Here is a 25,534-nt window from a genome sequence, read left to right as displayed (position 1 = left end):
AATCTGTTGCCGGAAGAAACTTATCGACCAACGAATACTGCAAATAGTATATCAATCCCTTCCAGCTGAATTGATTCAGGTCAGACCAAATGGCGGTAATTTATACACAAAATGCCGGCCTGGCTCACTTTTTTACAACGAATTACGAAAGCCCAACATGTCCGGGTACAACCGAGCAGGGATCCTGGTGAATGATGACGTCTGAACCAGGAAAACGCTGCAATATCGCCTGCTCGACCTGCTCAGCAATAACGTGAGCCTGAACCAGTGGCAGGTTGTCTTCCATTTCAATATGAATCTGAATAAAGCGGGTCGGCCCTGACTGCCGCGTTCGCAGATCGTGTGCACCGCTGACACCAGGCCAGGAGGTCACGATAGAAAAAATTTCATTGCGTTCTGAGTCCGGGAGGGCGCGGTCAAGCAGTGATTGCACCGCTTCATACCCCATCCGCAAAGCGCTATATAAAATATAGATGCCAATCCCTAACGCAAACAACGCATCGGCCCGATGCCAGCCATACCAGGCCAGACCGAGCGCAATAAGAATAGCCCCATTCATCATAACATCAGATTGATAATGAAGCATATCTGCCCGTACCGCCTGGCTTTGCGTTTTGCGAACCACCCAGCGCTGGAACGTTACCAGAACAAGTGTGCATATAAGTGCAACGACCGTCACCACCACCCCTACGCCGGGATCGTTCATCGGCGTCGGCGAGACGAGGTGCTGAATACCGGTTAAAAAGAGGAACAGCGCAGACCCGGAAATGAACATACTTTGCGCCAGCGCAGCCAGCGACTCCGCTTTACCGTGCCCAAAGGTGTGCTCTTCATCCGCCGGCTGCAGCGAGTAGCGCACCACCAGCAGGTTGGTCAACGAGGCGGCAATGTCCATCAGCGAGTCTACCAGCGCCGCCAGAATACTGACCGAGCCGGTATACCACCAGGCAAAGATTTTAATCAGTAACAGGCTGGATGCCATGACGGTCGCCGCGATGGCGGCCCGGCTGACCAGTCTTCCATAGGATTGATTCATAAACGCTCCTGTCATGTCATGCCGCTAGTATAACGGAAGCAGGAGGGGTCTAAGGATGAATAAACGGTTAACAAATCAGAATACGGGGCAAAAAAAAACCCCCACATCATGTGGGGGAAGACAGGGATGGTGTCTATGGCAAGGAAAACAGGGTTTACTGGTTACTTCGGGTACTGCTATTGCTACTGAAAAACGTCGTTTCTGAGCTTCGCTGCATCCGTGCAACCTTACGCAGCTGGTCCATTCGCTGCTGATGTCTGGTGTTCAAAACCGCTTGCTGCTCAGGCGTTAGCAGATGGAACATCTGGTTGCGGACCTTCGCCATTTCAACCTGGCGAGCAACCTGTTCCTGTGCCATTTTTTCGGCCTGAGCGCGTACAGCGCTTTCGTCAAAATTTTCTGCGGTGACAAGGCGATGCATTGTCTCCATTTCGCTAACATTAACAGGGGGCTGGTCGTGTCGTGCCCTCTGCATCAGATCTCGCATCTGTTGACGCTGATGTTCGGTTAAACTTATGCCGTCAAACATATGGCTCTGGCTACTGTGCTGCGTTGTGTCCTCTTGTGAGGAACCGTTATCGCTGATGATAGCTACAGCAGCCTGGCTAAACGCACTGAACGCCAGCGTTGAGGCCATGACGGCAGCGGTAACTTTGCGCATCACTTGCTCCCAAAATCTTTCGTGTCGCGATTCAACGAGAGACAGTCTACGATTCAGGCTGCAAACATGCGTCAGGGGGTGTAAAACAACGTAAAGTCATGGATTAGACAGCCTTGATGTCGTAATTTCTGCCTCGGAGGTATTTAAACAATGAATAAAATCCTGTTAGTTGATGATGACCGAGAGCTCACATCCCTTTTAAAGGAGTTGCTCGACATGGAAGGTTTCAACGTCCTGGTTGCCCATGATGGCGAGCAGGCGCTGAGTCTCCTTGACGACAGCATCGATTTACTTTTGCTCGACGTCATGATGCCGAAGAAAAACGGTATCGATACGTTGAAAGAGCTTCGCCAGACACACCAGACCCCCGTTATCATGCTGACCGCGCGCGGCAGCGAACTTGACCGCGTACTCGGCCTGGAGCTGGGCGCGGATGACTATTTACCCAAGCCGTTTAACGACCGTGAACTGGTTGCCCGTATTCGCGCTATCCTGCGTCGTTCCCACTGGAGCGAGCAGCAGCAAAATACCGAGAACAGCTCACCGACCCTGGAAGTGGACTCCCTGAGCCTGAACCCGGGCCGTCAGGAAGCGAGCTTCGATGGCCAGACGCTGGAATTGACCGGTACGGAGTTCACCCTGCTGTATCTGCTGGCGCAGCACCTCGGCCAGGTGGTATCGCGTGAACATTTGAGTCAGGAAGTGCTGGGCAAACGCCTCACCCCGTTTGACCGCGCCATTGATATGCACATCTCTAACCTGCGCCGTAAGCTGCCGGAGCGTAAAGACGGTCACCCATGGTTTAAAACCCTGCGTGGTCGCGGTTATCTGATGGTTTCCGCTTCATGATTGGAAGCTTAACCGCCCGCATCTTCGCCATCTTCTGGCTGACGCTGGCACTGGTTTTAATGCTCGTACTGATGTTGCCAAAACTCGACTCACGCCAGATGACGGAGCTTCTCGACAGCGAGCAACGTCAGGGCGTGATGATCGAGCAGCACGTGGAAGCCGAGCTGGCAAACGATCCGCCAAACGATTTGATGTGGTGGCGCAGGCTGTTTCGCGCTATCGACAAGTGGGCTCCGCCCGGACAACGCCTTTTGCTGGTCACCAGCGAAGGCCGCGTGATTGGGGCCGATCGCAACGAAATGCAGATCATCCGCAACTTCATTGGTCAGGCGGATAACGCCGATCACCCCCAGAAGAAGAAATATGGCCGCGTAGAGATGGTGGGGCCTTTCTCCGTCAGAGACGGGGAGGACAATTATCAGCTCTACCTGATCCGTCCGGCGAGCAACTCCCAGTCCGATTTTATCAACCTGCTGTTTGACCGTCCTCTCCTGCTGCTGATTGTGACGATGCTCGTCAGCTCGCCGCTGCTGTTATGGCTGGCGTGGAGCCTGGCAAAACCAGCCCGTAAGCTGAAAAATGCCGCCGATGAAGTGGCGCAGGGTAACCTGCGACAACACCCCGAACTGGAAGCCGGACCGCAGGAGTTTCTTGCCGCCGGAACCAGTTTTAACCAGATGGTCAGCGCCCTCGATCGCATGATGACGGCCCAGCAACGTCTGTTGTCTGATATCTCACACGAACTGCGAACTCCGCTTACGCGCTTGCAGCTTGGCACCGCGCTGCTGCGTCGCCGCAGCGGTGAGAGTAAAGAGCTGGAGCGCATCGAGACGGAAGCCCAGCGTCTGGACAGTATGATCAACGACCTGCTGGTCATGTCGCGCAATCAGCAGAAAAACGCGCTGGTGAGCGAAACGGTGAAAGCCAATCACCTGTGGCATGAAGTGCTGGATAACGCGGCATTTGAAGCGGAACAGATGGGCAAATCCTTCACCGTCAACTTCCCGCCGGGGCCATGGCCGCTGTATGGTAACCCCAACACGCTGGAAAGCGCGCTGGAGAATATCGTGCGTAACGCCCTGCGCTACTCGCACACGAAGATTGAGGTCGCCTTCTCGGTGGATAAAGACGGGATTACCGTTATTGTGGATGACGACGGTCCTGGCGTCAGCCCGGAAGACCGCGAACAGATTTTCCGTCCGTTCTACCGCACCGACGAGGCGCGCGACCGTGAATCCGGCGGTACGGGATTAGGCCTCGCGATTGTGGAAACCGCCATGCAGCAACACCGTGGCTGGGTGAAAGCCGACGACAGCCCGCTGGGCGGGTTGCGGTTAACGCTGTGGCTGCCGTTGTATAAGCGTTCGTAATCCCCCCTCACCCCGGCCCTCTCCCCAAAGGGGCGAGGGTGAAAAGACCGCACCGAGCCGTCCCCTCTCCCCTTTGGGGAGAGGGTTAGGGTGAGGGGTGCCGTTATTTCCCCCACAATCTCCGCGAATTATCTTCGATCTTGCCGTGTAAACGCCGCTTCTGCATCGTTCTTGTCCAGCTGGTCGATAATCCCGCCGCCGACAGCAGGCGATGATATTGCTCGTCATCAAACGGCATATGCCAGGCAATGGCGCAGGCGTCATAAACAGACACCTCACTCAGACGTGATGCCAGTTCCAGCGGCGCATCCGCTGACACCTGCCCCGCCAGCACCACCCGGTACAGCCAGCCGGTTTTACCCGTGTTTTGCAGTTGAGCGGACATGTCATGAATGCCGAAATGGTAGTTGAGCTTGAAGCACGGCGAGCGCGGTTGGGTGACCTGGATCAGGGCATCGCCCCAGCGGTAGATATCGCCAATAAACACGTTCTTTTCGGTCAGCCCTTCGGTGGAGAGGTTCTCGCCAAACGCGGGGGCGACAAAGAGGTCCGCCTGCTCGGGGAACTCGGTTCTCCAGTGCTGATAGTGTTCGCGCGGGTAGTGACACAGCGCGCGGTCGGGTCCGCCGTGGATTTTCTTTTCGGCCTGCTCGTCACCCGCAAGTCCGAGGTCGGTTAACATCAGCTCGCCGTCGACCTGAATTTTGGCGATGGCGCTCGGGCGGCTGCCGTCGTACTCCCTTACCTTGCCTGTAAATACATTCACCGGATAATGCATCGCTGCTCCTTTCTGCAGATACAAAAAAAGCGAGTCATCAGACTCGCTTCTCACAGGCGTCAATGCAACCTTATTTTTTCGCGGCGAAACGCGCTGCTGCTTCGTCCCAGTTCACCACGTCCCAGAACGCTTTGATGTAGTCCGGGCGACGGTTCTGGAATTTCAGGTAGTAAGCGTGTTCCCACACGTCCAGGCCCAGGATTGGGAAACCGGATGCGCCAGAGATCGCTTCACCCATCAGCGGGGAGTCCTGGTTAGCGGTAGAAACCACGGCCAGTTTGTCACCTTTCAGTACCAGCCACGCCCAGCCAGAGCCGAAACGGGTGGCAGCAGCTTTTTCGAATTCCGCTTTGAAGTTGTCAACGGAACCAAAATCGCGCTCGATAGCCGCTTTCAGGTCGCCCTGCAGAGTGGTACCGGTTTTCAGGCCTTTCCAGAACAGGCTGTGGTTCGCGTGACCGCCAGCGTTGTTGCGCAGAACGGTTTTCTTGTCTGCTGGCAGCTGGTCCAGCTTGGTGATCAGCTCTTCAACAGGCAGGTTAGCGAACTCTGGCAGGCTTTCCAGCGCAGCATTCGCGTTGTTCACATAGGTCTGGTGGTGTTTAGTGTGATGGATTTCCATCGTCTGCTTGTCGAAATGCGGTTCCAGTGCGTCGTAGGCATACGGCAGGGATGGCAGTGTATAACTCATAATCCTCTCCATTATTGTCGGGCGGCACAGCTGTTAATGCCGCGTAAGCAGTTGGTTCATTATAGTTAATTAAATGATATTGAAAATGATTATCAATGCCGTAGTTTTTATAAGGTTATTCATTTTCTGACCAAAGCTAAAAGGGTGAATGGGATCAGGACGTTAATGGACTTCTACCGCCTTATTGCCTGCCGCAATCTCACGCCTGCTGCTCAGCGTAAAGGCTGACACCACCGTAATCGCCAGCACGAAACAGCCCAGCATCAGGTACGTCTCCTGGAAGCCGATTCGGTCGTACATATTACCGGCAAAGGCAGAAAGGAAAATCGCCGCCGACTGCTTGGCAAACTGGAAGCCAATCAGGTAGATAGTGGCCGACAGACGGGTGTCAAACACCCCGGTGATGTATTTGAACGCCCCCACCAGCAGGAACGGCACCTCCAGCGCATGCAGCATCTTCAGGGCAATCACTTCTAAAGCGGTGGTGGCAAATGACGAGCCGATAATGCGCGTCGCCATTATCACCCCGGCGATCAGCAGCGTGTTTTTCGCGCCGATACGGTTAATGATCCACGGCGAGCAGAACATGATGATGGCGTTACAAATTTCCCCGGCCGTCGTCGCAAAACCAAAAGCGCGGGTTCCCTCCTGAGGCGTCGCGAAGAAGGTTTTGAAGAAGGTGGCAAACTGCTGGTCGAAGACGTCATAGACGCAGGCCACGCCAATCACGTACAGGATAAACATCCACATTCTGCGCTGGCGAAACAGGTTAAAGACGGTTCTGGCTGTAATCTGCGGCTGGTTGGCGCCCAGGGCGTTCATTACCTGCGCCGTCTGGTTGGGCTTCGGCTTCGCGACCACCAGCAATAGCATCAACAGCAGCGCCGCCCCCGAACCCATCCAGAAGACATACGACGGATCGATGCCGAACAGGATGCCCCCCGTTGAGGCGCACAGCCCCCAGCCAAGACAGCCGAACATGCGCGCCTTGCCGTATTCAAAGAAGCTGTTGCGGCTTACGCGTTCGATATAGGCCTCAATCGCCCCCGATCCCGCCGAGAAAACAAAGCCGATGTACAGCCCGCCGCTCAGCGCACCCAGCCAGATATTGGTTTTCAGCAGCGGTGCGAAAACGTACAGGAAGAAGGGGGCAAACAGAAACAGCAGCACGGAGATAATCCACAACAGATGTTTTTTTAACCCCAGCTTGTCCGAAATCACCCCCAGCACCGGCTGGAAGGCGATAGCCGACAGCGAGATGCAGGAGAAAACAATCCCGGTATGGGTTTTGTTTAGCCCGATGATGTCCGACAGCCAGATGGGCAGGAACGGAAAGCAGGTGGCCATGATGAAGAAGTAGAGAAAGAAGAACAGCCCGAAAATCCAGAAGTTAGGGTTGTCTTTGTGGGTACAGGTTGTTGTGTTCATTATTTTTGTCCTCAACGGAGGGCCGGGTCTCCGGCCCGTCACCCTTACACGCGTTCCACGCCAATCAGAATGGCGGTTTCCGGATCCAGAATCGGCAGCGCAATCCCTGCCTGCATCAGCCACTCACCGCTCACCGTTTGCGGCGCGTCCATCCACGCCGGCAGCCTGCGCATGGTGTGCCCACCCTCACCTGTAATCTGAATATTCGGGTGATCGAGCAGCGTGATGCGGTACTGCGCGCTGGCTTCTAACCCCGGCATGCGCAGCGGCATCATCAGGGTGTAATCCGGCATCGCGAGCTGGCTGACCATAAACAGTCCGTACGTCTTATCTTCGCTCACGATGCCCTGCGCCATCGTGGTGGCGTCCGGCATATCCACGCGCCACTGGGTACCGCGATGGATCACCTCACGCCACTGCTTGTGCAAGGCGGCATAGTGACGATATCCCTCGCGCTCTTTCTCATCCACGGTGAGTGGATCCAGCTCCAGCCCCATATGGCCAAACAGCGCCGTCAAACCGCGGAATTCAATGCTGTGCTGGCGGAAGGTGGCATGACATTGATGATGACCGATATGCGCGCCCATCACTTCCGGCGGGAAAAAATAGCTCATACCGCGCTGGATAGTGTTTCGCTCCAGCGCATCGTTATTGTCGGACGCCCAGAAGCGGTGGCAGCGGGTCAGGACCTCATAATCGATTCGTCCACCACCAGAGGAGCAGGATTCGAATTCGATGTGCGGGAAGCGTTCGCCCAGCACGTCTAACAGACGATAAAACTGACGGGTTTGAGCGTCGGCCGCGGCTTTGCCGTTATGTCCCGGCTGCACCAGCTCGCGATTCATGTCCCATTTCACGTAGTCGACCGCATGCTCGCCCAGCAGCCAGCTCATGCGCGTCAGCAGGTAATCAAACGCGTCCGGAATGTTCAGGTTAAGCACCAGCTGGTGTCGCCCGGTCACCTGGGGGTAGCCTGGCAGCGCCAGAACCCAGTCAGGGTGCGCGCGATACAAGTCAGAATCGGGGTTAATCATCTCCGGCTCAACCCAGATGCCAAACTCCATGCCAAGCTGTTTGACGTGGTTGATCACCGGCGTCAGGCCATCAGGGTATTTTTTTTCGTCCAGATACCAGTCACCCAGCGCGGCACGATCGTCGTTGCGGCCTTTAAACCAGCCGTCGTCAATGATAAAGCGTTCCACGCCCAGCGCTGCGGCCTCGTCGGCCATACGCATGATGTAGTCCGGGTCGTGACTGAAGTAGATCCCCTCCCAGGTGTTGAGGTGGACAGGACGCGGTTTGTTTTCCGGAAAGCGGATGACGTTGTCGCGCAGGTAACGGTGGAACTGCTGGCTCATGCCGTTCAGTCCCTGCGCGGAGTAGCTGGCATACAGGCGCGGCGTCCAGAGCATGTCGCCCTCTTCAATCGCCACCTCACCCGGCAGGTAGAGCGCTTCGGCCTGAATATAACGGCGACCATCGGTTTTCGCTTCCGCGCGCAGGCGGTGGTTGCCGCTCCAGCCCAGATGCACACCCCAGACGTCGCCGTGCATTTCACTGAACGATGGCGTACCCGAAATCAGCGCCGGGAAGTGTTCGTGGGACGTTTTACCCCGGCGATTTTCAATCACGAAACTGTCGTGCTCAAGCATGACGCGGTGCGGCTGAAATTCACGGATCCAGCGTCCGTGGAAGGCCAGCACCTCCCGCGCTCGCTCAGCGACCGGCAGCGTGACGGCGAAACGGTCCACCTGCCACGCCTGGGATTTCAGGTTGGTTAAGCCATGACGCACCGCCAGCACGCCGCTGGCATCCAGCGCCATTTCGCTGGTCAGGCGCAGGCCCGCATGTTCATCTTCTGCCGTAATTGTCAGGGTTTGTCCCTGCTGCTGTACGTCCGTGGTGGTGAAAACCGGGGAACCGTCCAGCCCCTGCCGGTGCCCCTCAATGCCGGGCGATCCAAACAGGCCGTGCCCCAGTTCAGCCATCAGCGTGACCGGAGAATCAACGTCCAGCCTGCCGTTGGCCACCGGACGTGCGAGCGTAGCGACATCCTGCGGCGAAAAGTGGTGAAGGTGCGGCCCCCAGTAGAGAATTTCTGCAAACGGGTGCGTTTTAATCACCACGTCTACCGTGTCGCTTACAAGTCGTAAAATGGGATCGTGCATCAGACATCTCCTGTCATCGGAATGACCTGAGTGTTGATCCGAAACGTTTCGGATACAAACCAAAACGTTTCGGATCTGTGATCGGGTTTGGAATTTTACGAGATTTAAGCCGTCTGGCCCGGGAAGAATTCCGGCTGCCAGAGCACCTGAAGCGCGTCGATATCGTCGCCATTAATCAACTGGCGCACCATATCGGCAATCTGCTTCCCGACGCCCTGACGGGTTGACTGGATCACTGCCGCCACGTCGATATCAACAATGCTGTCCTGGGGTAAGCCGTCGTAGACCACCAGCGAGACGGCGTTTTCGCCAGTAAGGCGTCCCATCTGCGCCAGGGCCATTGCCGCGCCGTCGCCGTGGGTGTTGCAGTCGGTAATGATGGCCGTGGGAGGCTGCGGCAGAGCGAGCAGCGCTTTCGTGGTGGCATACCCCATGCGGCGCGAAGGGGGCATGGCGCGCAGCCACTCGCTGGACAGCCCGGCTTCCCGTAACGCGTCCAGATAGCCCTGGCGACGCTGGGTGATAAATGCCTGATTGTTGCTTTCGCCCAGTAGCGCAATGCGTTGATGCCCTTTCTCAATCAGCCAGCGGGTGGCGTGATACGTGCCGGCATAGTTGTCGAAATCGAACCACGCATACGGCTGCGGCAGCTGGCTGCGCCCGAGCGCCAGAAACGGGAACCCGGCGGCCTGAAGTTGCTCAAGACGCGGATCGTGATCCAGCGTATGCGCCACAATCAGCGCATCCACGCGCCGGCTTTGGACCATGCGCATATAGCTGTGCTTGTCCGCCAGATCATCATCGGCGATGAGCAGTAAGTCGATTTCATGTCGTGCCAGTTCGTGGCTAATTTCGCCGACCATGTCCATAAAAACGCTGTTATTGAGCGGAACAGGATGCACCGGAAAAACGAGCCCGACGGCGTCAATTTTGCCCATCTTCAGGCGGCGGGCCAACGTATTTGGTCGATAGCCACGGCGCTGGGCCTCCGCTTCCACGCGGGCGCGCGTCTCGGCGGAGACGTCATCATACCCGTTAAGCGCACGGCTGACGGTGGTGACAGACAGCCCCAGTTCTTTAGCAATAGCTTTAAGCGACATGATTTTCCGTATCTTCGTTAATTTTGTTCCGCCACCAGCAGCGCGTAGGTGTCTGGCTCCAGGGCTTTAAAGATATGCGGCTGGTCTGCGGGGTAGCAAATGTAGTCCCCTGCCCCAAGCTCTTCCGCGGCGTCGAGCAACCCGACCAGCGCGCGTCCCTGCGTCACAATAATATGTTCAACCGAGCCAGGTGAATGTGGCTGAGAGAGACGATCGGCACCCGGTTGGGTCATCAGAAGGTAGATATCACGGCGTGCACCGGGGGGGCATGCCGCCAGCAAAATGGCTTCGTAGTTCGCCTGCCCGGCGACCACTTTCGTCCCCTCGCCGCGGCGGATCACCTGCGTGGTCGGAAGCTGTGGCTCAAGCAAGCGGGCAAAAGGAATATCCAGCGCCACGCAGAGCGACCACAGCGTTTCCAGGCTAGGGTTACCGTTGCCGGACTCCAGCTGGGAAAGTGTGGATTTAGCGATCCCGGCACGACGGGCAATTTCCGCCAGTGAAAGTCCGGTTCGCAGGCGTTCTCGCACCAGACTTTTGGCGATCACGCTGATTGGCTGCGTCATAAAACGGCCTCTTGTTCTATAAATCGAACGAATCGTTCATCTTGAAAAACAGCTCAGTTGCGTTCATTATAATGGATAAACGTTCGATATGGCTAAAATTGTATGAAGCATCATCTCTCTTGTCTGAAAGGCGACACCATTAAAGCGATCATCCTGGTTTGCCTCGCGGTCGGTGTGGTCGGGATGTCATACGGCTCCCTGGCAATGGCCTACGGTTTTCCGGTCTGGGTCCCGTTTGTGCTCTCTATTACCGTGCTCGCGGGCGCGTCCGAATTTATGTTTATTGGTATTGTGGCGAGCGGCGGTAACCCGCTGGCAGCGGCGGCGGCGGGGTTGCTGGTCAACGCGCGCCATGTGCCGTTTGGCGTGACGGTGCGTGAACTGGTGGGCAAACGGGGGCTGAGCCTTCTTGGCTGCCACATCATGAACGACGAAAGCGTGGTGTTTGGCCTGTCGCAAAAAACGCCCGAACAGCGCAAGGCGGCCTACTGGCTATGCGGTTTAGGGGTGGCGATTATCTGGCCACTGGGGGCCCTGCTGGGCGCCATGGTCGGCAAATTGCTCCCGGATCCGGAAACCATTGGCCTGGATGCGGTCTTCCCGGCCATATTGCTGGCACTTGTGGTTCCCGCGTTTAAAAACCGTACCACGCTCATCCGCGCCTGCAGCGGTGCCGTTCTGTCGCTGGCCGCCGTGCCGTTTGCCCCGGTGGGCTTACCGGTTCTGCTCTCTTTACTGGGTCTCGCGGCGAGGAAAAAATAATGGGAAATATGACGTTTTTTATTCTTGGTATCGCAATTTTGTCTGCGGGAACCTATCTGATGCGTCTCGGCGGGGCGAAACTCGGCAGCAGGCTGGCATTATCGGAGCGTTCACAGGCGCTGCTGTCAGATGCGGCAACGGTGTTGCTGTTTTCCGTGGCGCTGGCGACCACCTTTTATGAAGGTGACCATTTTGCCGGCATGGCACGCGTATTGGGCGTCGCGTTTGCGGTGTTTCTGGCCTGGCGAAAAATGCCATTAATTGTGGTCATCATAGCGGCGGCAGTGGTCACCGCGCTGCTGCGTGTGGCGGGGATCCACTAAGAGTGATGCCCGGCATACTCCTCAGCCGGGTATCAAAAGGATTATTCCGCCGGAAGGCTATCGACGCTCAGCGTCAGCGTCTCGGTAAGATCGGTGGCGTTGGTCACGCTGAAGGCTTTCTCTGACAGGTAGGTCGTCACCATCATGGTCGCGGTGAACTACTCTCCCGCCACTTCTATCCCGTTAACGGCAGCCAGCGCTTTTTCTGGCGGCAATGTCACTTCTGGCGTCCCGCCCTGAACCACTACCGCACCAATATCGACAGCTGCCAGTTGCACACTCTTCCCGTCCATGCGGCCATCCTTGAATGCGATCTTCATCGCGCCGTTATCGGTGTATCGCCAGGCCCTGTTTTGTCGGGCAGCGCCGTTGATGGAGATCCGCATTTTACGCGCATCCGGACACATCACCGACACCCGCAGTTCCCGCGTTACCGAGGCATAACCGTTATAAACTTTGCCCACATGTTCAGCAGAACCCTTTCGCATATCGTCTTTACGATAACGACCGTAGTCGATTGTCTTCACGGCAGACATCATTTTGCATTCGCCATCATCGGCCTGCACGGCTGCCGGTCCGCAGAGCAACACGACCAACATCACGTACTTATGAATGTTATTCAAAGACACTTCCCTGTCACCTCTTCGTAGAATGTATTCGGTTCTTCCTCCGGCAGGGTATACGTCAGCTTGCAACGCTCTCCCTCCACCGTCGCGAAGAGCTGCTGGTTGGCGGAGATATCGTTCAGGAAGATCACGCCGTCTTCGGGTGCCGTAGTGATGTATTCACCCGCTTCGTCCACAATCGGAATACCTTCCGGTAGCGGCGTACCGTCCGCGCGGCTGATAGTCAACAGCACGCGGCGCTGGCTTAGCATCTCAAACTCCCACTTCGCCACAGCGCCATGAGAGGCCTTGATCGCCGTTCTGCCGTTTCTGACATCCAGGTTGCCTGGCAGCTTTTCGGTGTTGACCTCAATCGTGCTTTCGTGGAACGGGGACAACACCGGGATCACCGCCTGGCCCCATTTATCCGTCCATACCGGGCCACGCGTAGTGCCAATCTCAACGCCTGCCACCGGTTTATCCAGCTTAGCGATGGCATAGGTGTCAGCCACGCGATAAGGCGAGAAAGTCACGCCGTCGCCGTGCGCCACAATCCCGCCGCTCAGCGACGCGGAGTAGTTGGTGTTGCTGTTGTTATCGCCTCCTGCCGCCAGCGCCAGGCTGGTGTAATGCAGATTGCTGTTCAGTGAGCCGTCCCAGCTGGTGGTGTTTTCATCATGATCCTGGGAGACGCCAAGCGCGTAATCGTTCGCCTCATTAAGCGATCCCATCGCACGCGTGCCGTAGGAACGCTTGCCTTCGCCCTCACGATACCAGGAGCTGGTGCTGACGCCGGTACGTCCGAGCGGGATCGACACGTTCACGTAAAACAGATCGTTATCACTGTCGTCGTTACGGCTGACATCCGATTCCCAGTTCACGCTTACGTTGAAGTATGTGAAGCTTTGCGACCATGAAGAGACAAAACGGCGGCTATCGTTTTCGCTGTTCCAGCTCTTGTTGCGGTAAAAGCTAAGAGAAAAGTGGCCGAGTGTGGTGTTGGACCAGTTAATACCGACATTGGTGTCGTATTTGGTTTGCGACATATCGTCGTCATCCCCGTAAAGCTCCGTCATTTCACGGTAACCCGGCGTGCCGTAGCTGCCGCCCATTGAAATGCCGATGCCCCACGGCAGCGCATAGCCTACATCCAGCGTCGTTTTGTTGCCCTTCGTTTGCGTCTGGTTGTCTAACGACGCCAGAAAACCGAGCGAGGCATACAGGTTCTGCATCGGCGTGGTATCGAGGTTGCCGGAGAAACCGTAATAGTGGTTATCCGCCATCAGCATACCGGCGACGACATTCATGCGCCTGTTGATGGACCATCCGTTGTTGGCAGAGACCACCCACGGTTTTTCGAGGCGCGATTCCATGTCTTTTTCAACACGGCCTGCCGCCAGGGTAAAGCCCGGCGCACGTCCCACGTGGCTGCTGCGGAAAGTACTCGCCGCCACGGTAAAGCGGTTTTCGCTGCCGTCGGTCTCGGTCACCGTGACGTTCAGATCGGTGTTGAGGTTAGACAGCGGTACATCGTCCAGGTTAAACGGCCCGGCAGGCACCAGCGTCGAGTAAATCAGCTGTCCGCCCTGGCGAATATCGACACGGGCCTGAGGGTTTCGGGCGATACCGCTCACTTCCACGCCCGTACCTGCCAGCGGCACAAGCGCGTTATCTGGCATCATCTGTACACCGTATATCACCGGAATACTGAAGCGGCTATTGGCCACGTTAATCTGGCCGCCCTGTACCATCAGGCCATAATCGGTGAAGGTACGCTGGGCGTAGGTATTGAGTGAGGAAAAGTCGAAGCGCTGATCGCTGCCGTCGCTGATGAACTGCGTGCTGCGTACAATCCAGTCCCCGCCGTTAAAGCCCAGTTCTAAACTCGACTGGAAACGGTCTGCGTTGTTGTCGTCATACTGGTTGTGGGTACCGAACATGGCGTAATTCAGCATTGCCGCACGGCCACCCTGCACTTCCACCCGTTGACGTCCGAAATCAGGATCCAACGCTTCCGGAGGAACCACGACTGTTATTTCTTCAATCTCCGGGGAAGACTGAAGAGTCGACCCGGGCCAGTATTGACTAATTTGAGGGCAGGTGCCCTGTGCGGTTTTCTTAATCAGGCCCGCATTTTTCAGAAACTCGTCATTAATACAGGGCGTACCTTCTTCATTAAATTTCACCGACATAAGGGTACGCTGATTACCGTTAATATTAACGGTCACGTTATGGTTTCCGGGAGCAAAACGGGCAGCCATGGAATAGTATTCAGCAATGGCTGGATCAAGACCGTGGGATTTTAACGCTTCGGTGTCAAATTTCGCCCGGTCTGACTCCACTGGTTCATTCTCTATAGGGTTTATTTCCGCCCGACTATTAAAAGCGAGCGCCATAAAGCAAAACGCCAGCATTCCCTTTTTACAGGAAACCGTTAACATGACGACTCCATGCGCTGAGATATAAGTTGTTATTCTTTCAGATCAGTAAGATAACTTTGCACTTGATAGCCATAACGGGATACAGGATATATTTCAATCTGTTTATCTGCCGACGTTATTTTCGTTTTCACGCTCGCTGTCATTTTTTCACCCGGCAAAATATACGTCTTAGAGAATTGAGCCGTCGTACCGGATGGCAATAATTTAGCTTTTTGTTCCATGCGAACAACGTAAGGGGTTTTATTCTCGACAGTGACGTTGCCGTTGTTCATTTGCCATGTTAAGTCTTTCCAGGGTTCGAGATTAACCGCCAGCCCGGCCGGGCGAATAATAACGGGCAAATTCTGGCTGAATGCGACTTTTACTTTATTTTTTTCACGCTGCGGAATAGCGGTAAAAATAACGCGCTTGATGTGTTCCACCTTCAGCGGCTCCGCGCTGTTTTTCAGTACAAAGCGCACGCGCTGGGTTTTGCCCGCGTCCACACGTACCACCGGCTGTGTCACAATCAGGCCAGGTTTTGGGTCGTCGGGTAGATCAACCAGTTTGGTATACAGCAATTGGGCGTCGGCATCGGTGTTTTTAACGTCCATACTGGCGCCCTGCTCGTCTTCTTTAACAATCAACAGTGGGGTTTCTGGCACCATTCCAGCAGCCAGTGTATTAAACGAGGCTAACAGGCAGGCACAAATCAGCGTTCTTTTCAAAAGCAGCATAATAGTAGTCCAGTAATACTGAAAAACACTCCACAGATGTGGAGTGTTCATTTTGAGGCTATTACAGATAAACCAGCTCAACGTTGGTTAAACCGTCCAGCGTTAATTCGTCGGTAATATTCAGCTCGCCAGCGGGGTTGATCTGCGCCACGATGCCGACATTAAAATTAATCTGTTTCAGCGCAGCAGGTGTATCAGCACCGGAATCTTTGGTGAAAGAGTAGGTCTCACTTTTATCCGTAACAACCGGCAGATAATGGATTCCGGATTTGATATGCCAGCCCGAAGTCGCGGTAGCATCCTGTGAAAATACGGGGTATAGCGTCGCACCCGTATCGTCTGTCGCGGTACCCTTATCCCTTTGAATACCCATGGCATAAGCACCGATCTTCTTACCGTTAAACATGCCCAATCCTGCTGTACTTTGAGAGGTTAACAAAAACTCAGGATCGCTAAACTCGGTAGACAAATATTCGGTTGGCGCGGAGTCCGCATGCGCATCGTTAAACGTCACACCAACACGCGTAGGGGTTTCGCAGGTAATAGAAATAGGGATAATTTTAGTATCCGGAAGAGAGGTTACCGTGTTGTAGTTTAAAGACGTTGCTTTAACCGTACCAAAATCCGCATTACTACCGCCGCTGACAACAGAAGGCGTACAGGAGGATGGAACAACTTTACCGCTCACCTGAAGATCAAGGCTGGTTCCCGCCATTGCCGAACACGCCGCGACAGCCAGCACGGAGGCCAGCACCCCTTTTTTAAACATCGCGTTCATTTTATTTCCTTATGTGAGTGAAATACAAAACAAACCAAATAATGAATATCTGGTCTGGATATCAGCACTACAAAATTTGCGTCTGGAAAATAGCACCACAAATTAACGCGAACAATAATTCAAAATGATTTTAGGATTTGCGCCTGAGGAAATCCTAAGAGCTGAAATTATTCATATTTTTATTGAATATATAATTGATAAATATATGTAGGAATCTGGCCTGACCCTATATTAAAACTGTGTATTAATATGATTAATTTAAAACAAAGGTAACCAAAGAGGGGAAATTTTTACAGTTATTGTTTCGTTAATAAGAAAATGCCTGGAAGATGTGCGGGAGAATCGAGGAAGGAGTCGTGGAAGTAAACCTGTCCCGGCTCCGAAGAGCAGGGACAGCGGCAATATCACTTATTTGTTCAGTTCAGCGGTCATGTGAACGCGGTTACCCGAGAACGCCTGAGTAATTTTGTAAGATGATGCGCCCGCTTCCTGAGCCTGAGCCGCGATTTTCGCTTCTGCGCCGTCAATGGTAGAGGCGGTTGCAGTCACGGTCTGCGCAGCGAAAGAACCGAAAGAAGCAGCCAGAGCGATTACAGCGACAAAAGTTTTGATGCTTTTCATGATTTAAACCCTTTCATTAAGTTGTTTAGATAAGGCACCGTGCCTTGATGTGATAAATAGTAGACCTCATCACGAACAACTAAAAGCGGAAGGATTTGCTATTATCATTCAAAATTACTGATCAACTATTAATCGCTGTGGATGGGTATAAATGGTTGCCCTTCCCGGCTTGCAGAAGCCCACCAGCGTCAGGTTGCAGCGCTCCGCCACCTCTACCGCCAGCGTGGTTGCCGCCGATACGGCAAACAGGATCTCCACCCCGCACATCGCCGATTTTTGCACCATCTCATAGCTGGCGCGGCTGGAAACAAGTGCGGCGCCCTGCAGCCAGACCTCACTTTCCCGCGCACGACGACCCAGCAGCTTATCCAGCGCCACGTGGCGGCCAACGTCCTCATGTCCCCCGGCGATATCGCCCGATGGCAATACCCACGCTGCCGCGTGCGTGCAGCCGCTCAGCTGGCCGATGGGCTGAACATCGTTGAGATGCTCAAGCGCATGGTCGAGGTGTGCCAGATTAAAGGTCTGCGTGAACGACAGAGGTACAACAGGCTTGCCAATATCGTTGAGCTGCTCAACACCGCACACGCCGCAGCCGGTGCGCCCGGCCAGTGCGCGACGGCGCTCTTTTAATCCCATAAAGCGGCGGCTGGAGAGTTCGATTTGCACCTCAAGGCCGTTGCATGCCTGCACCACGTCCATGCCGTAGATCTCCTGCGGGTGCTCAATGATGCCTTCCGAAAGGGAGAATCCTGTCGCGAACAGTTCGAGATCTTTTGGCGAAGCCATCATCACCACATGCGAGATGCCGTTGTAAACGAGTGCAACAGGCACCTCTTCCGCCAGATAATCAGGCGTGGCGTGGGCAATGTGGGGCGGCCTGTGTACCGACAATTCCACAATGCCGGCAGGCAGGGGTGATGAATGGGGGGCACGATTTTGTTTAGACACAGCGCTATTCCTGAACAACCACGAAGGTAAGCCTGCTATTGCAGCACAAACCACAGGCTTTACGCATAGTATGGATCAACTATTCGGCAACCATTCTCCTACTCATTCAGAAGGGGTGCAACCTGGCGCGCGCTACACCGCTTTAACATGCAGCGCTGTTAATGTGATCAATATCACACTTTATAATCAGCATGGTGATAATACGTTCACTTTGTATTAACGCCATTAGAACAGCGGTACCAACATTGTGGTATTCTGATGATATCCCTCGTGGAATTGAGGGATTAACGCAAATTTTTTCCTTTGCGGTCCTTCTTCAACCGCGAAGTCAAAACACTATATGTAAGCAATGTCGAAACAAGGAGTGACCCATGCAGGTCAGCAGAAGGCAGTTCTTTAAGATCTGCGCTGGCGGTATGGCAGGCACCACGGCAGCGGCACTGGGCTTTGCGCCCGGCGTAGCGCTGGCGGAAACGCGGCAGTATAAACTGCTGCGCACCCGCGAAACCCGTAATACCTGTACGTACTGCTCTGTCGGTTGCGGGCTGTTGATGTATAGCCTCGGCGACGGTGCTAAAAACGCCAAAGCGTCTATTTTCCATATCGAAGGCGACCCGGATCATCCGGTCAACCGCGGCGCATTGTGCCCGAAAGGGGCGGGTCTGGTGGACTTTATCCACTCCGAAAGTCGCCTGAAATTCCCTGAATATCGCGCGCCTGGCTCCGACAAATGGCAGCAAATCAGCTGGGAAGAGGCGTTCGACCGCATCGCTAAACTGATTAAAGAAGACCGCGATGCCAACTTTATTGAGAAGAACGCCGACGGCGTTACGGTCAACCGCTGGCTCTCCACCGGGATGCTGTGCGCCTCTGCTTCCAGCAACGAAACCGGTTATTTAACCCAGAAATTCACGCGCGCACTCGGTATGCTCGCGGTCGACAACCAGGCGCGTGTCTGACACGGACCAACGGTAGCAAGTCTTGCTCCAACATTTGGTCGCGGTGCGATGACCAACCACTGGGTCGACATCAAGAACGCCAACCTCATTGTGGTGATGGGCGGTAACGCCGCTGAAGCGCACCCTGTCGGGTTCCGCTGGGCGATGGAAGCCAAAATCCACAACGGTGCGAAACTGATTGTGATCGATCCCCGCTTTACGCGTACTGCGTCGGTGGCGGATTTCTACACCCCTATTCGTTCAGGTACTGACATCACTTTCCTGTCAGGCGTCTTGCTGTACCTGATGACCAACGAAAAATATAACCGCGAATACACCGAAGCCTATACCAACGCCAGCCTGATCGTGCGTGAGGATTACCACTTCGAAGATGGCCTGTTCAGCGGTTATGACGCCGAAAAACGCAAATACGACAAAACCAGCTGGAACTACGAGCTGGACGAGAAAGGCTTTGCGAAGCGCGATACCACCCTGCAACACCCACGCTGCGTGTGGAACCTGCTGAAAGAGCACGTCTCCCGCTACACGCCGGAAGTTGTCGAGAACATCTGTGGTACACCGAAGGCGGACTTCCTGAAAGTGTGCGAGCTTATCGCCGAAACCAGCGCGAAAGATAAAACCGCGTCGTTCCTGTACGCCCTCGGCTGGACGCAACACTCCATCGGCGCACAGAACATCCGTACCATGGCGATGGTTCAATTGCTGCTCGGTAACATGGGGATGGCAGGCGGCGGCGTGAACGCCCTGCGCGGTCACTCCAACATTCAGGGCCTGACCGACCTCGGCCTGCTGTCTCAAAGCCTGCCGGGCTATATGAACCTGCCAAGCGAGAAACAGACCGACCTGCAAACCTACCTGACGGCCAGCACGCCTAAACCGCTGCTCGAAGGCCAGGTGAACTACTGGGGCAACTATCCGAAGTTCTTCGTCTCGATGATGAAAGCCTTCTTCGGCGACAAAGCGACGGCGGAAAACAGCTGGGGCTTTGACTGGCTGCCGAAGTGGGACAAAGGTTACGACGTTCTGCAGTACTTCGAGATGATGCACCAGGGCAAAGTGAACGGCTATCTGTGCCAGGGCTTTAACCCGGTTGCGTCGTTCCCGAACAAGAACAAGGTTGTTGAGTCGCTGTCGAAACTGAAGTTCCTGGTGACGATTGACCCGCTCAATACCGAGACTTCAACGTTCTGGCAGAACCACGGTGAATCGAACGATGTCGACCCATCGAAGATTCAGACCGAAGTGTTCCGCCTGCCATCGACCTGCTTCGCGGAAGAGAACGGCTCTATCGTCAACTCCGGACGCTGGCTGCAGTGGCACTGGAAAGGCGCGGACGCCCCGGGTATCGCCATGAACGACGGCGAAATCCTGGCCGGTATCTTCTTACGCCTGCGTAAGATGTACGCGGCAGAAGGTGGCGCGAACCCGGAACCGGTCCTGAACATGACCTGGAACTACTCAACGCCAGAAAATCCAGCGCCGGAAGAAGTGGCGATGGAGAGCAACGGTAAGGCGCTGGCGGACGTTATCGACCCGGCCACCGGCACCGTGCTGGCGAAGAAAGGCGATCAGCTCAGTACCTTCGCGCACCTGCGTGATGACGGTACCACCTCCAGCGGCTGCTGGATCTTTGCCGGTAGCTGGACGCCGAAAGGCAACCAGATGGCCAACCGCGATAACGCCGACCCGTCAGGCCTGGGCAATACGCTGGGCTGGGCATGGGCATGGCCGCTCAACCGCCGTATCCTCTATAACCGCGCATCTGCTGACCCGCAGGGCAACCCGTGGGATCCGAAGCGTCAGCTGCTGAAATGGGACGGCGCGAAATGGGGCGGCGTGGATATTCCGGACTACAGCACTGCACCGCCGGGTAGCGATGTCGGGCCGTTTATTATGCAGCCTGAAGGGATGGGACGTCTGTTTGCTATCGATAAGATGGCGGAAGGGCCGTTCCCGGAACACTACGAGCCGTTTGAAACGCCGTTGGGCACCAACCCGCTGCACCCGAACGTGGTCTCTAACCCGGCAGCCCGTATCTTCAAGGGCGATTTCGACGCGCTGGGTAAAAAAGACAAGTTCCCGTATGTGGGCACCACTTATCGTCTGACCGAACACTTCCACTACTGGACCAAGCACGCGCTGCTTAACGCCATCGCGCAGCCGGAACAGTTTGTGGAGATCGGCGAGAAGTTGGCGAACAAGCTCGGCATTGCCCATGGCGATACCGTTAAGGTCTCATCTAACCGTGGCTACATCAAAGCCAAGGCCGTAGTGACCAAGCGTATTCGTACGCTGAACGTTCACGGCCAGCAGGTGGATACCATCGGTATTCCGATTCACTGGGGTTATGAGGGCGTGGCGAAGAAAGGGTTCATTGCGAACACCCTGACGCCGTTCGTCGGCGATGCGAACACGCAGACGCCGGAGTTTAAGGCCTTCCTCGTGAACGTGGAAAAGGTGTAACGGAGACGACTTATGGCTTATCAATCTCAGGACATTATCCGTCGTTCCGCGACTAACAGTTTCACGCCCGCGCCTCAGGCGCGGGACCACCAGCAGGAAGTGGCTAAGCTCATCGACGTGACCACCTGTATTGGCTGTAAAGCCTGTCAGGTGGCGTGCTCGGAGTGGAACGACATCCGTGACGAAGTGGGTCATAACGTCGGGGTGTACGACAACCCGGCGGATCTGACCGCCAAGTCCTGGACGGTGATGCGTTTCTCTGAAGTAGAGCAGAACGACAAACTGGAATGGCTTATCCGCAAAGATGGCTGTATGCACTGCGCGGATCCGGGCTGCCTGAAGGCGTGCCCGTCAGAAGGGGCTATTATTCAGTATGCGAACGGTATCGTCGACTTCCAGTCTGAGCAGTGCATTGGCTGCGGCTACTGCATTGCGGGCTGTCCGTTCAACGTGCCGCGACTGAACCCGGAAGACAACCGCGTCTACAAATGTACGCTGTGCGTCGACCGCGTTAACGTCGGTCAGGAGCCTGCCTGCGTGAAGACCTGCCCAACCGGCGCTATCCACTTTGGTTCAAAAGAGGATATGAAAACGCTGGCGGCAGAGCGCGTGGGCGAGCTGAAAACCCGTGGTTACGACAACGCAGGCCTGTACGATCCGGCCGGGGTTGGCGGTACACACGTGATGTACGTTCTGCATCACGCCGACAAGCCGAATCTGTATCACGGCCTGCCGGAGAACCCGGAGATCAGCGCCACCGTGAAATTCTGGAAAGGCATCTGGAAACCGCTGGCAGCGGTTGGTTTTGCTGCCACCTTCGCAGCGAGCATCTTCCACTACGTCGGCGTCGGGCCGAACCGCGCGGAAGAGGAAGACGACAACCTGCATGAAGAGAAAGACGAGGTGCGCAAATGAAAAAACGTGACACCATCGTGCGCTACACCGCGCCGGAACGCATCAACCACTGGGTCACCGCCTTCTGCTTCATGCTGGCGGCGATAAGCGGGCTGGGGTTCTTCTTCCCCTCCTTCAACTGGCTGATGCAGGTACTGGGAACGCCACAGCTGGCGCGCATCCTTCACCCGTTCGTGGGTGTGGTGATGTTTGCCTCGTTTATCATCATGTTTTTCCGCTACTGGCACCATAACCTAATCAATCGGGATGATATCTTTTGGGCGAAGAATATTCGTAAGATCGTCGTCAACGAGGAAGTAGGTGACACCGGGCGTTATAACTTCGGCCAGAAATGCGTATTCTGGGCGGCGATTATCTTCCTGGTCCTGTTGCTGGTCAGCGGCGTGATCATCTGGCGTCCGTACTTTGCGCCTGCTTTCTCAATCCCGGTGATCCGATTCGCGCTGATGCTGCATTCATTTGCCGCAGTGGCGTTAATTGTGGTTATCATGGTGCATATTTACGCCGCCCTTTGGGTAAAAGGCACCATTACCGCGATGGTGGAAGGCTGGGTAACCAGCACGTGGGCGAAGAAACATCACCCGCGCTGGTACCGAGAAGTTCGCCAGAAACAGGAAAAGTCATCTGAATGAGTATTCGCATAATCCCGCAAGATGAGCTGGGGTCGAGCGAGAAACGCACGGCGGAATATATTCCGCCGTTGTTATTCCCCAGACTCAAGAACCTCTACAACCGCCGCGCAGAGCGTCTGCGCGAGCTGGCAGAGAACAACCCGCTGGGCGATTTTCTGCGTTTTGCCGCGCTGGTTGCCCATGCGCAGGAAGTGGTGCTGTACGACCATCCGCTGCAAATGGATCTGACCGCGCGCATCAAAGAAGCCAACGCTCAGGGCAAGCCGCCGCTCGATATCCACGTCCTGCCGCGCGACAAGCACTGGCATAAGCTGCTGCATTCGCTGATTGCCGAGCTGAAGCCTGAGATGAGCGGTACCGCGCTGGCGGTCATCGAGAATCTGGAGAAAGCGTCCGAGCAGGAGCTGGAAGAGATGGCAAGCGCGCTGTTCGCGTCCGACTTCTCACAGGTCAGCAGCGATAAAGCGCCGTTCATCTGGGCTGCGCTGTCGCTTTACTGGGCGCAAATGGCAAGCCTGATCCCCGGCAAAGCACGCGCCGAATACGGTGAAGCGCGTCAGTTCTGCCCGGTGTGTGGCTCCATGCCGGTCTCAAGCATGGTACAAATTGGCACCACCCAGGGGCTACGTTACCTGCACTGCAACCTGTGTGAAACCGAGTGGCATGTGGTGCGTGTGAAATGCAGCAACTGCGAGCAGACCCGCGATCTGAACTACTGGTCGCTGGAAAATGAAGACGCGGCGGTGAAAGCCGAAAGCTGCGGTGACTGCGGGACCTATCTCAAGATTCTGTATCAGGAAAAAGACCCGAAAGTTGAAGCGGTCGCTGACGATCTCGCCTCGCTGATTCTGGATGCGAAAATGGAGCAGGAGGGCTTTGCCCGCAGCTCTATCAACCCGTTCCTGTTCCCGGGTGAAGGGGAGTAGTTTATCTAAATGCCCGGTAAACCTTTGTGGAGCCGGGCTGGTTACTGTGAGAGAGCAGAGATGACATGCTGAGGATCGTTGGCAATAGCACGTAACAGCGCTTTAGCCGGCCCCGTAGGCGAACGTCTACCCTGTTCCCAGTTACGCAACGTATCAACACTGACAGAGATGAGATTCGCGAATTTACTCTGTGATAAACCGGAGGCCTGACGGATTTCTTTAATTTTCATCGCATCGATTTGAAAGGTGCGCGATGGCTCTCGTTTGCCCTCGTCGATTTCGTTCATTTGCGCCATGCTTTGGGTTAACCGCTCAAACAGCGCCTTATCCATTTACCGCCTCTCAATCATCTTTTTCAGAATGGCTTTCTCGCTTGCTGACAGGTCATCTTTGATTCCTTTGCGATAGATGAGCAGCAGCCTAATTTCAAACTCACGCGTGCGGTGAAAATAGATAACGCGTACGCCCCCGCGTTTTCCTCTCCCTTTGGCAAGCCAGCGAATTTTTCGTAAACCGCCTGTATGCTGGATCACATCGCCATAATCAGGCTGCGTTGCAAGGAAAACCTGAAGTTTATGGTATTCGTCATCATCCAGTAACGCTTTGACGTCTTCTGTGAAGATATCCGTTTCAATGAATAACATAAATTATACGCCATTGGCCTATAGTAACAAATGTTCAACGTACGTCAATGACGTACTCTGTGCGAGTTACGTTATTGGGGTTCATAGAAATTATCCATTTGTTTCATTGGGTAATATTCGTTTCTGCGGGCCGCTTTCCAGCTCCCTGATCTCACAGAATTTATTGTTTTCATCCGCATGAAACCAGGCTATAACTGTATATTCATACAGACATAAAGAACGTTACTATGGCACTGGAAAACGGGATTGAGCAGTTAGTTAAGGACTTTATTGATGCAGGAAAGCCTTCTTCACGTGATCAGAATATTGATGACCGGAGAAAAGGGTATATCGCCAGTACGGTACTTGCCGGAGAGACAGAAACCCGGGTCCAGATTGAAACGCGCGTCATTGACGACCTCACGTTTCAGGTCTATTCGCCCCTCAACGCGCCCGAAACGTTACCCGGCGCCCTTTACTATCATGGCGGATGCTTTGTCAGCGGTGGGTTTGCAACCCATGACAAGCAGCTCCGCCAGCTGGCGTTTTACGGTAACTGCCGGGTCATTGCGGTTCAGTACAGACTGGCACCCGAGCATACGTTCCCTGCTGCGCATGACGACGCAGAACGAGCGGCAGCGCTTGTCTGGCAAAATGCAGACGTATTTGGCGTAAACAAAAACCGCATCACCCTTTGCGGAGACAGCGCAGGGGGGCATCTGGCGCTGGTGACGGCTCTGAGGATCAAGACCAAAGGTCTCTGGATCCCGGCTCAGCTCATTCTTATCTACCCCATGCTCGACGCTACGGCCAGTTTTGAAAGTTATACCCTCAATGGCACGGACTACGTGATCACTCGCGATACCCTGCTGAGCGGGTATGAAATGTATCTCGCTGACACCAGCCGTCAGCATCCCGAAGCCAGCCCGCTGTGGCGGGATGATTTTAACGGTCTGCCGCCAGTGCACATCATTACCGCCGAGTATGATCCGCTATGTGATGAGGGTGAAATGTTGTACCGGCATCTGACAAAGTTGGGAGTGAAGTGTACCGCTCAACGGTGGCAAGGGGTCATCCATGGTTTTTTTCAGCTTGGCGGCATCAGCCCGTCAGCGCGAGACGTTATGCGGGACATCGCCTGGCGGATAAGCTCCGCCCGGCGATAACGCTGG

General features: G+C 55.0%; 25 protein-coding genes. 9 read left to right on the top strand and 16 right to left on the bottom strand.

Features of this window, described 5'->3' with window-relative positions; translation table 11 throughout:
* Positions 1 to 142: 142 nt before the first annotated feature.
* Together fieF and cpxP are read right to left on the bottom strand one after the other, a co-directional pair.
* On the bottom strand, positions 143 to 1,036 hold the full coding sequence (gene fieF, locus GM298_RS18890) for a CDF family cation-efflux transporter FieF (protein ID WP_023333865.1): 894 nt from the start codon (positions 1,034 to 1,036) through the stop codon (positions 143 to 145).
* Positions 1,037 to 1,190: 154 nt separating this feature from the next.
* Complete coding sequence (cpxP, locus tag GM298_RS18885; protein ID WP_025758810.1) at positions 1,191 to 1,697, bottom strand: cell-envelope stress modulator CpxP; 507 nt, start codon at positions 1,695 to 1,697, stop codon at positions 1,191 to 1,193.
* 150 nt (positions 1,698 to 1,847) lie between these two features.
* Here cpxP and cpxR point away from each other — a divergent pair, with 150 nt between their 5' ends.
* Together cpxR and cpxA are read left to right on the top strand one after the other, a co-directional pair.
* Entirely contained in the window at positions 1,848 to 2,546 is a 699-nt protein-coding gene (gene cpxR / locus GM298_RS18880; protein ID WP_025758808.1) for an envelope stress response regulator transcription factor CpxR, read from the top strand.
* Positions 2,543 to 3,916 (top strand): envelope stress sensor histidine kinase CpxA, encoded by a 1,374-nt coding sequence (cpxA, locus tag GM298_RS18875; protein ID WP_025758806.1) that lies wholly within the window; start codon positions 2,543 to 2,545, stop codon positions 3,914 to 3,916. Before cpxR ends, cpxA begins: the two co-directional genes overlap by 4 nt.
* Positions 3,917 to 4,019: 103 nt before the next feature.
* Here the strand turns inward: cpxA and yiiM are convergent, their stop codons facing one another.
* From yiiM to GM298_RS18845, 6 genes are all read right to left on the bottom strand, one after another.
* The gene (gene yiiM / locus GM298_RS18870) at positions 4,020 to 4,694 is read right to left on the bottom strand and encodes a 6-hydroxyaminopurine reductase (RefSeq protein WP_047959724.1); all 675 of its coding nucleotides are present in this window, start codon (positions 4,692 to 4,694) and stop codon (positions 4,020 to 4,022) included.
* A gap of 70 nt (positions 4,695 to 4,764) precedes the next feature.
* On the bottom strand, positions 4,765 to 5,385 hold the full coding sequence (sodA, locus tag GM298_RS18865; RefSeq protein WP_003861999.1) for a superoxide dismutase [Mn]: 621 nt from the start codon (positions 5,383 to 5,385) through the stop codon (positions 4,765 to 4,767).
* Between the two features lie 162 nt (positions 5,386 to 5,547).
* Positions 5,548 to 6,813 (bottom strand): MFS transporter, encoded by a 1,266-nt coding sequence (locus GM298_RS18860; protein ID WP_266155053.1) that lies wholly within the window; start codon positions 6,811 to 6,813, stop codon positions 5,548 to 5,550.
* A 44-nt stretch (positions 6,814 to 6,857) separates the two neighbouring features.
* On the bottom strand, positions 6,858 to 8,981 hold the full coding sequence (locus GM298_RS18855) for an alpha-galactosidase (protein ID WP_266155052.1): 2,124 nt from the start codon (positions 8,979 to 8,981) through the stop codon (positions 6,858 to 6,860).
* A 104-nt stretch (positions 8,982 to 9,085) separates the two neighbouring features.
* A complete protein-coding gene (locus GM298_RS18850) occupies positions 9,086 to 10,081 on the bottom strand; it encodes a LacI family DNA-binding transcriptional regulator (RefSeq protein ID WP_266155051.1) in 996 nt (331 codons plus the stop codon).
* Between the two features lie 17 nt (positions 10,082 to 10,098).
* Positions 10,099 to 10,647, bottom strand: coding sequence for a helix-turn-helix domain-containing protein (locus tag GM298_RS18845; RefSeq protein WP_025760217.1), 549 nt, complete (start codon positions 10,645 to 10,647; stop codon positions 10,099 to 10,101).
* 102 nt (positions 10,648 to 10,749) lie between these two features.
* On the opposite strand from GM298_RS18845, the gene GM298_RS18840 reads away from it, so the two are divergent.
* A complete protein-coding gene (locus GM298_RS18840; RefSeq protein ID WP_032644337.1) occupies positions 10,750 to 11,409 on the top strand; it encodes an AzlC family ABC transporter permease in 660 nt (219 codons plus the stop codon).
* Positions 11,409 to 11,732 (top strand): AzlD domain-containing protein, encoded by a 324-nt coding sequence (locus tag GM298_RS18835; RefSeq protein WP_025760215.1) that lies wholly within the window; start codon positions 11,409 to 11,411, stop codon positions 11,730 to 11,732. The genes GM298_RS18840 and GM298_RS18835 overlap by 1 nt, the downstream gene beginning before the upstream one ends.
* 158 nt (positions 11,733 to 11,890) lie before the next feature.
* Here GM298_RS18835 and GM298_RS18830 read toward each other — a convergent pair whose 3' ends face one another.
* From GM298_RS18830 to fdhD, 6 genes are all read right to left on the bottom strand, one after another.
* Positions 11,891 to 12,355, bottom strand: a complete 465-nt coding sequence (locus GM298_RS18830; protein ID WP_266155050.1) for a hypothetical protein — start codon at positions 12,353 to 12,355, stop codon at positions 11,891 to 11,893.
* Complete coding sequence (locus tag GM298_RS18825; protein WP_266155049.1) at positions 12,352 to 14,778, bottom strand: fimbrial biogenesis usher protein; 2,427 nt, start codon at positions 14,776 to 14,778, stop codon at positions 12,352 to 12,354. Before GM298_RS18825 ends, GM298_RS18830 begins: the two co-directional genes overlap by 4 nt.
* Positions 14,779 to 14,807: 29 nt before the next feature.
* Positions 14,808 to 15,494, bottom strand: coding sequence for a fimbria/pilus chaperone family protein (locus GM298_RS18820; protein WP_266155047.1), 687 nt, complete (start codon positions 15,492 to 15,494; stop codon positions 14,808 to 14,810).
* A gap of 61 nt (positions 15,495 to 15,555) precedes the next feature.
* The gene (locus GM298_RS18815; RefSeq protein WP_266155045.1) at positions 15,556 to 16,272 is read right to left on the bottom strand and encodes a DUF1120 domain-containing protein; all 717 of its coding nucleotides are present in this window, start codon (positions 16,270 to 16,272) and stop codon (positions 15,556 to 15,558) included.
* Positions 16,273 to 16,680: 408 nt separating this feature from the next.
* Positions 16,681 to 16,893, bottom strand: a complete 213-nt coding sequence (locus tag GM298_RS18810; protein WP_021242795.1) for a DUF1471 domain-containing protein — start codon at positions 16,891 to 16,893, stop codon at positions 16,681 to 16,683.
* A gap of 114 nt (positions 16,894 to 17,007) precedes the next feature.
* Complete coding sequence (fdhD, locus tag GM298_RS18805) at positions 17,008 to 17,844, bottom strand: formate dehydrogenase accessory sulfurtransferase FdhD (RefSeq protein ID WP_045285699.1); 837 nt, start codon at positions 17,842 to 17,844, stop codon at positions 17,008 to 17,010.
* A 371-nt stretch (positions 17,845 to 18,215) separates the two neighbouring features.
* Here fdhD and fdnG point away from each other — a divergent pair, with 371 nt between their 5' ends.
* From fdnG to fdhE, 4 genes are read left to right on the top strand one after another with little or no spacing between them, the layout of a single operon-like run.
* Positions 18,216 to 21,266, top strand: a complete 3,051-nt coding sequence (fdnG, locus tag GM298_RS18800; protein WP_094919434.1) for a formate dehydrogenase-N subunit alpha — start codon at positions 18,216 to 18,218, stop codon at positions 21,264 to 21,266.
* Positions 21,267 to 21,278: 12 nt separating this feature from the next.
* The gene (fdxH, locus tag GM298_RS18795; protein ID WP_025759554.1) at positions 21,279 to 22,181 is read left to right on the top strand and encodes a formate dehydrogenase subunit beta; all 903 of its coding nucleotides are present in this window, start codon (positions 21,279 to 21,281) and stop codon (positions 22,179 to 22,181) included.
* Entirely contained in the window at positions 22,178 to 22,813 is a 636-nt protein-coding gene (gene fdoI, locus GM298_RS18790) for a formate dehydrogenase cytochrome b556 subunit (protein WP_095450682.1), read from the top strand. Before fdxH ends, fdoI begins: the two co-directional genes overlap by 4 nt.
* Entirely contained in the window at positions 22,810 to 23,739 is a 930-nt protein-coding gene (gene fdhE, locus GM298_RS18785) for a formate dehydrogenase accessory protein FdhE (protein ID WP_025759557.1), read from the top strand. The genes fdoI and fdhE overlap by 4 nt, the downstream gene beginning before the upstream one ends.
* Before the next feature lie 41 nt (positions 23,740 to 23,780).
* Here fdhE and nadS read toward each other — a convergent pair whose 3' ends face one another.
* Positions 23,781 to 24,071: a NadS family protein gene (nadS, locus tag GM298_RS18780; protein ID WP_025759558.1), complete on the bottom strand. Its 291-nt coding sequence runs from the start codon at positions 24,069 to 24,071 to the stop codon at positions 23,781 to 23,783.
* Positions 24,072 to 24,383, bottom strand: coding sequence for a type II toxin-antitoxin system RelE/ParE family toxin (locus tag GM298_RS18775; protein ID WP_266155040.1), 312 nt, complete (start codon positions 24,381 to 24,383; stop codon positions 24,072 to 24,074). It abuts the gene before it with no gap.
* A gap of 227 nt (positions 24,384 to 24,610) precedes the next feature.
* Between GM298_RS18775 and GM298_RS18770 the strand changes: the two genes are divergently transcribed.
* On the top strand, positions 24,611 to 25,528 hold the full coding sequence (locus GM298_RS18770; RefSeq protein WP_266155039.1) for an alpha/beta hydrolase: 918 nt from the start codon (positions 24,611 to 24,613) through the stop codon (positions 25,526 to 25,528).
* The last annotated feature ends 6 nt before the right edge of the window (positions 25,529 to 25,534 follow it).

The sequence above is a fragment of the Enterobacter sp. HSTU-ASh6 genome (genome assembly GCF_026319105.1).
Lineage (GTDB): Bacteria > Pseudomonadota > Gammaproteobacteria > Enterobacterales > Enterobacteriaceae > Enterobacter > Enterobacter sichuanensis.
This window is presented reverse-complemented; position numbering and strand designations above follow the sequence as displayed.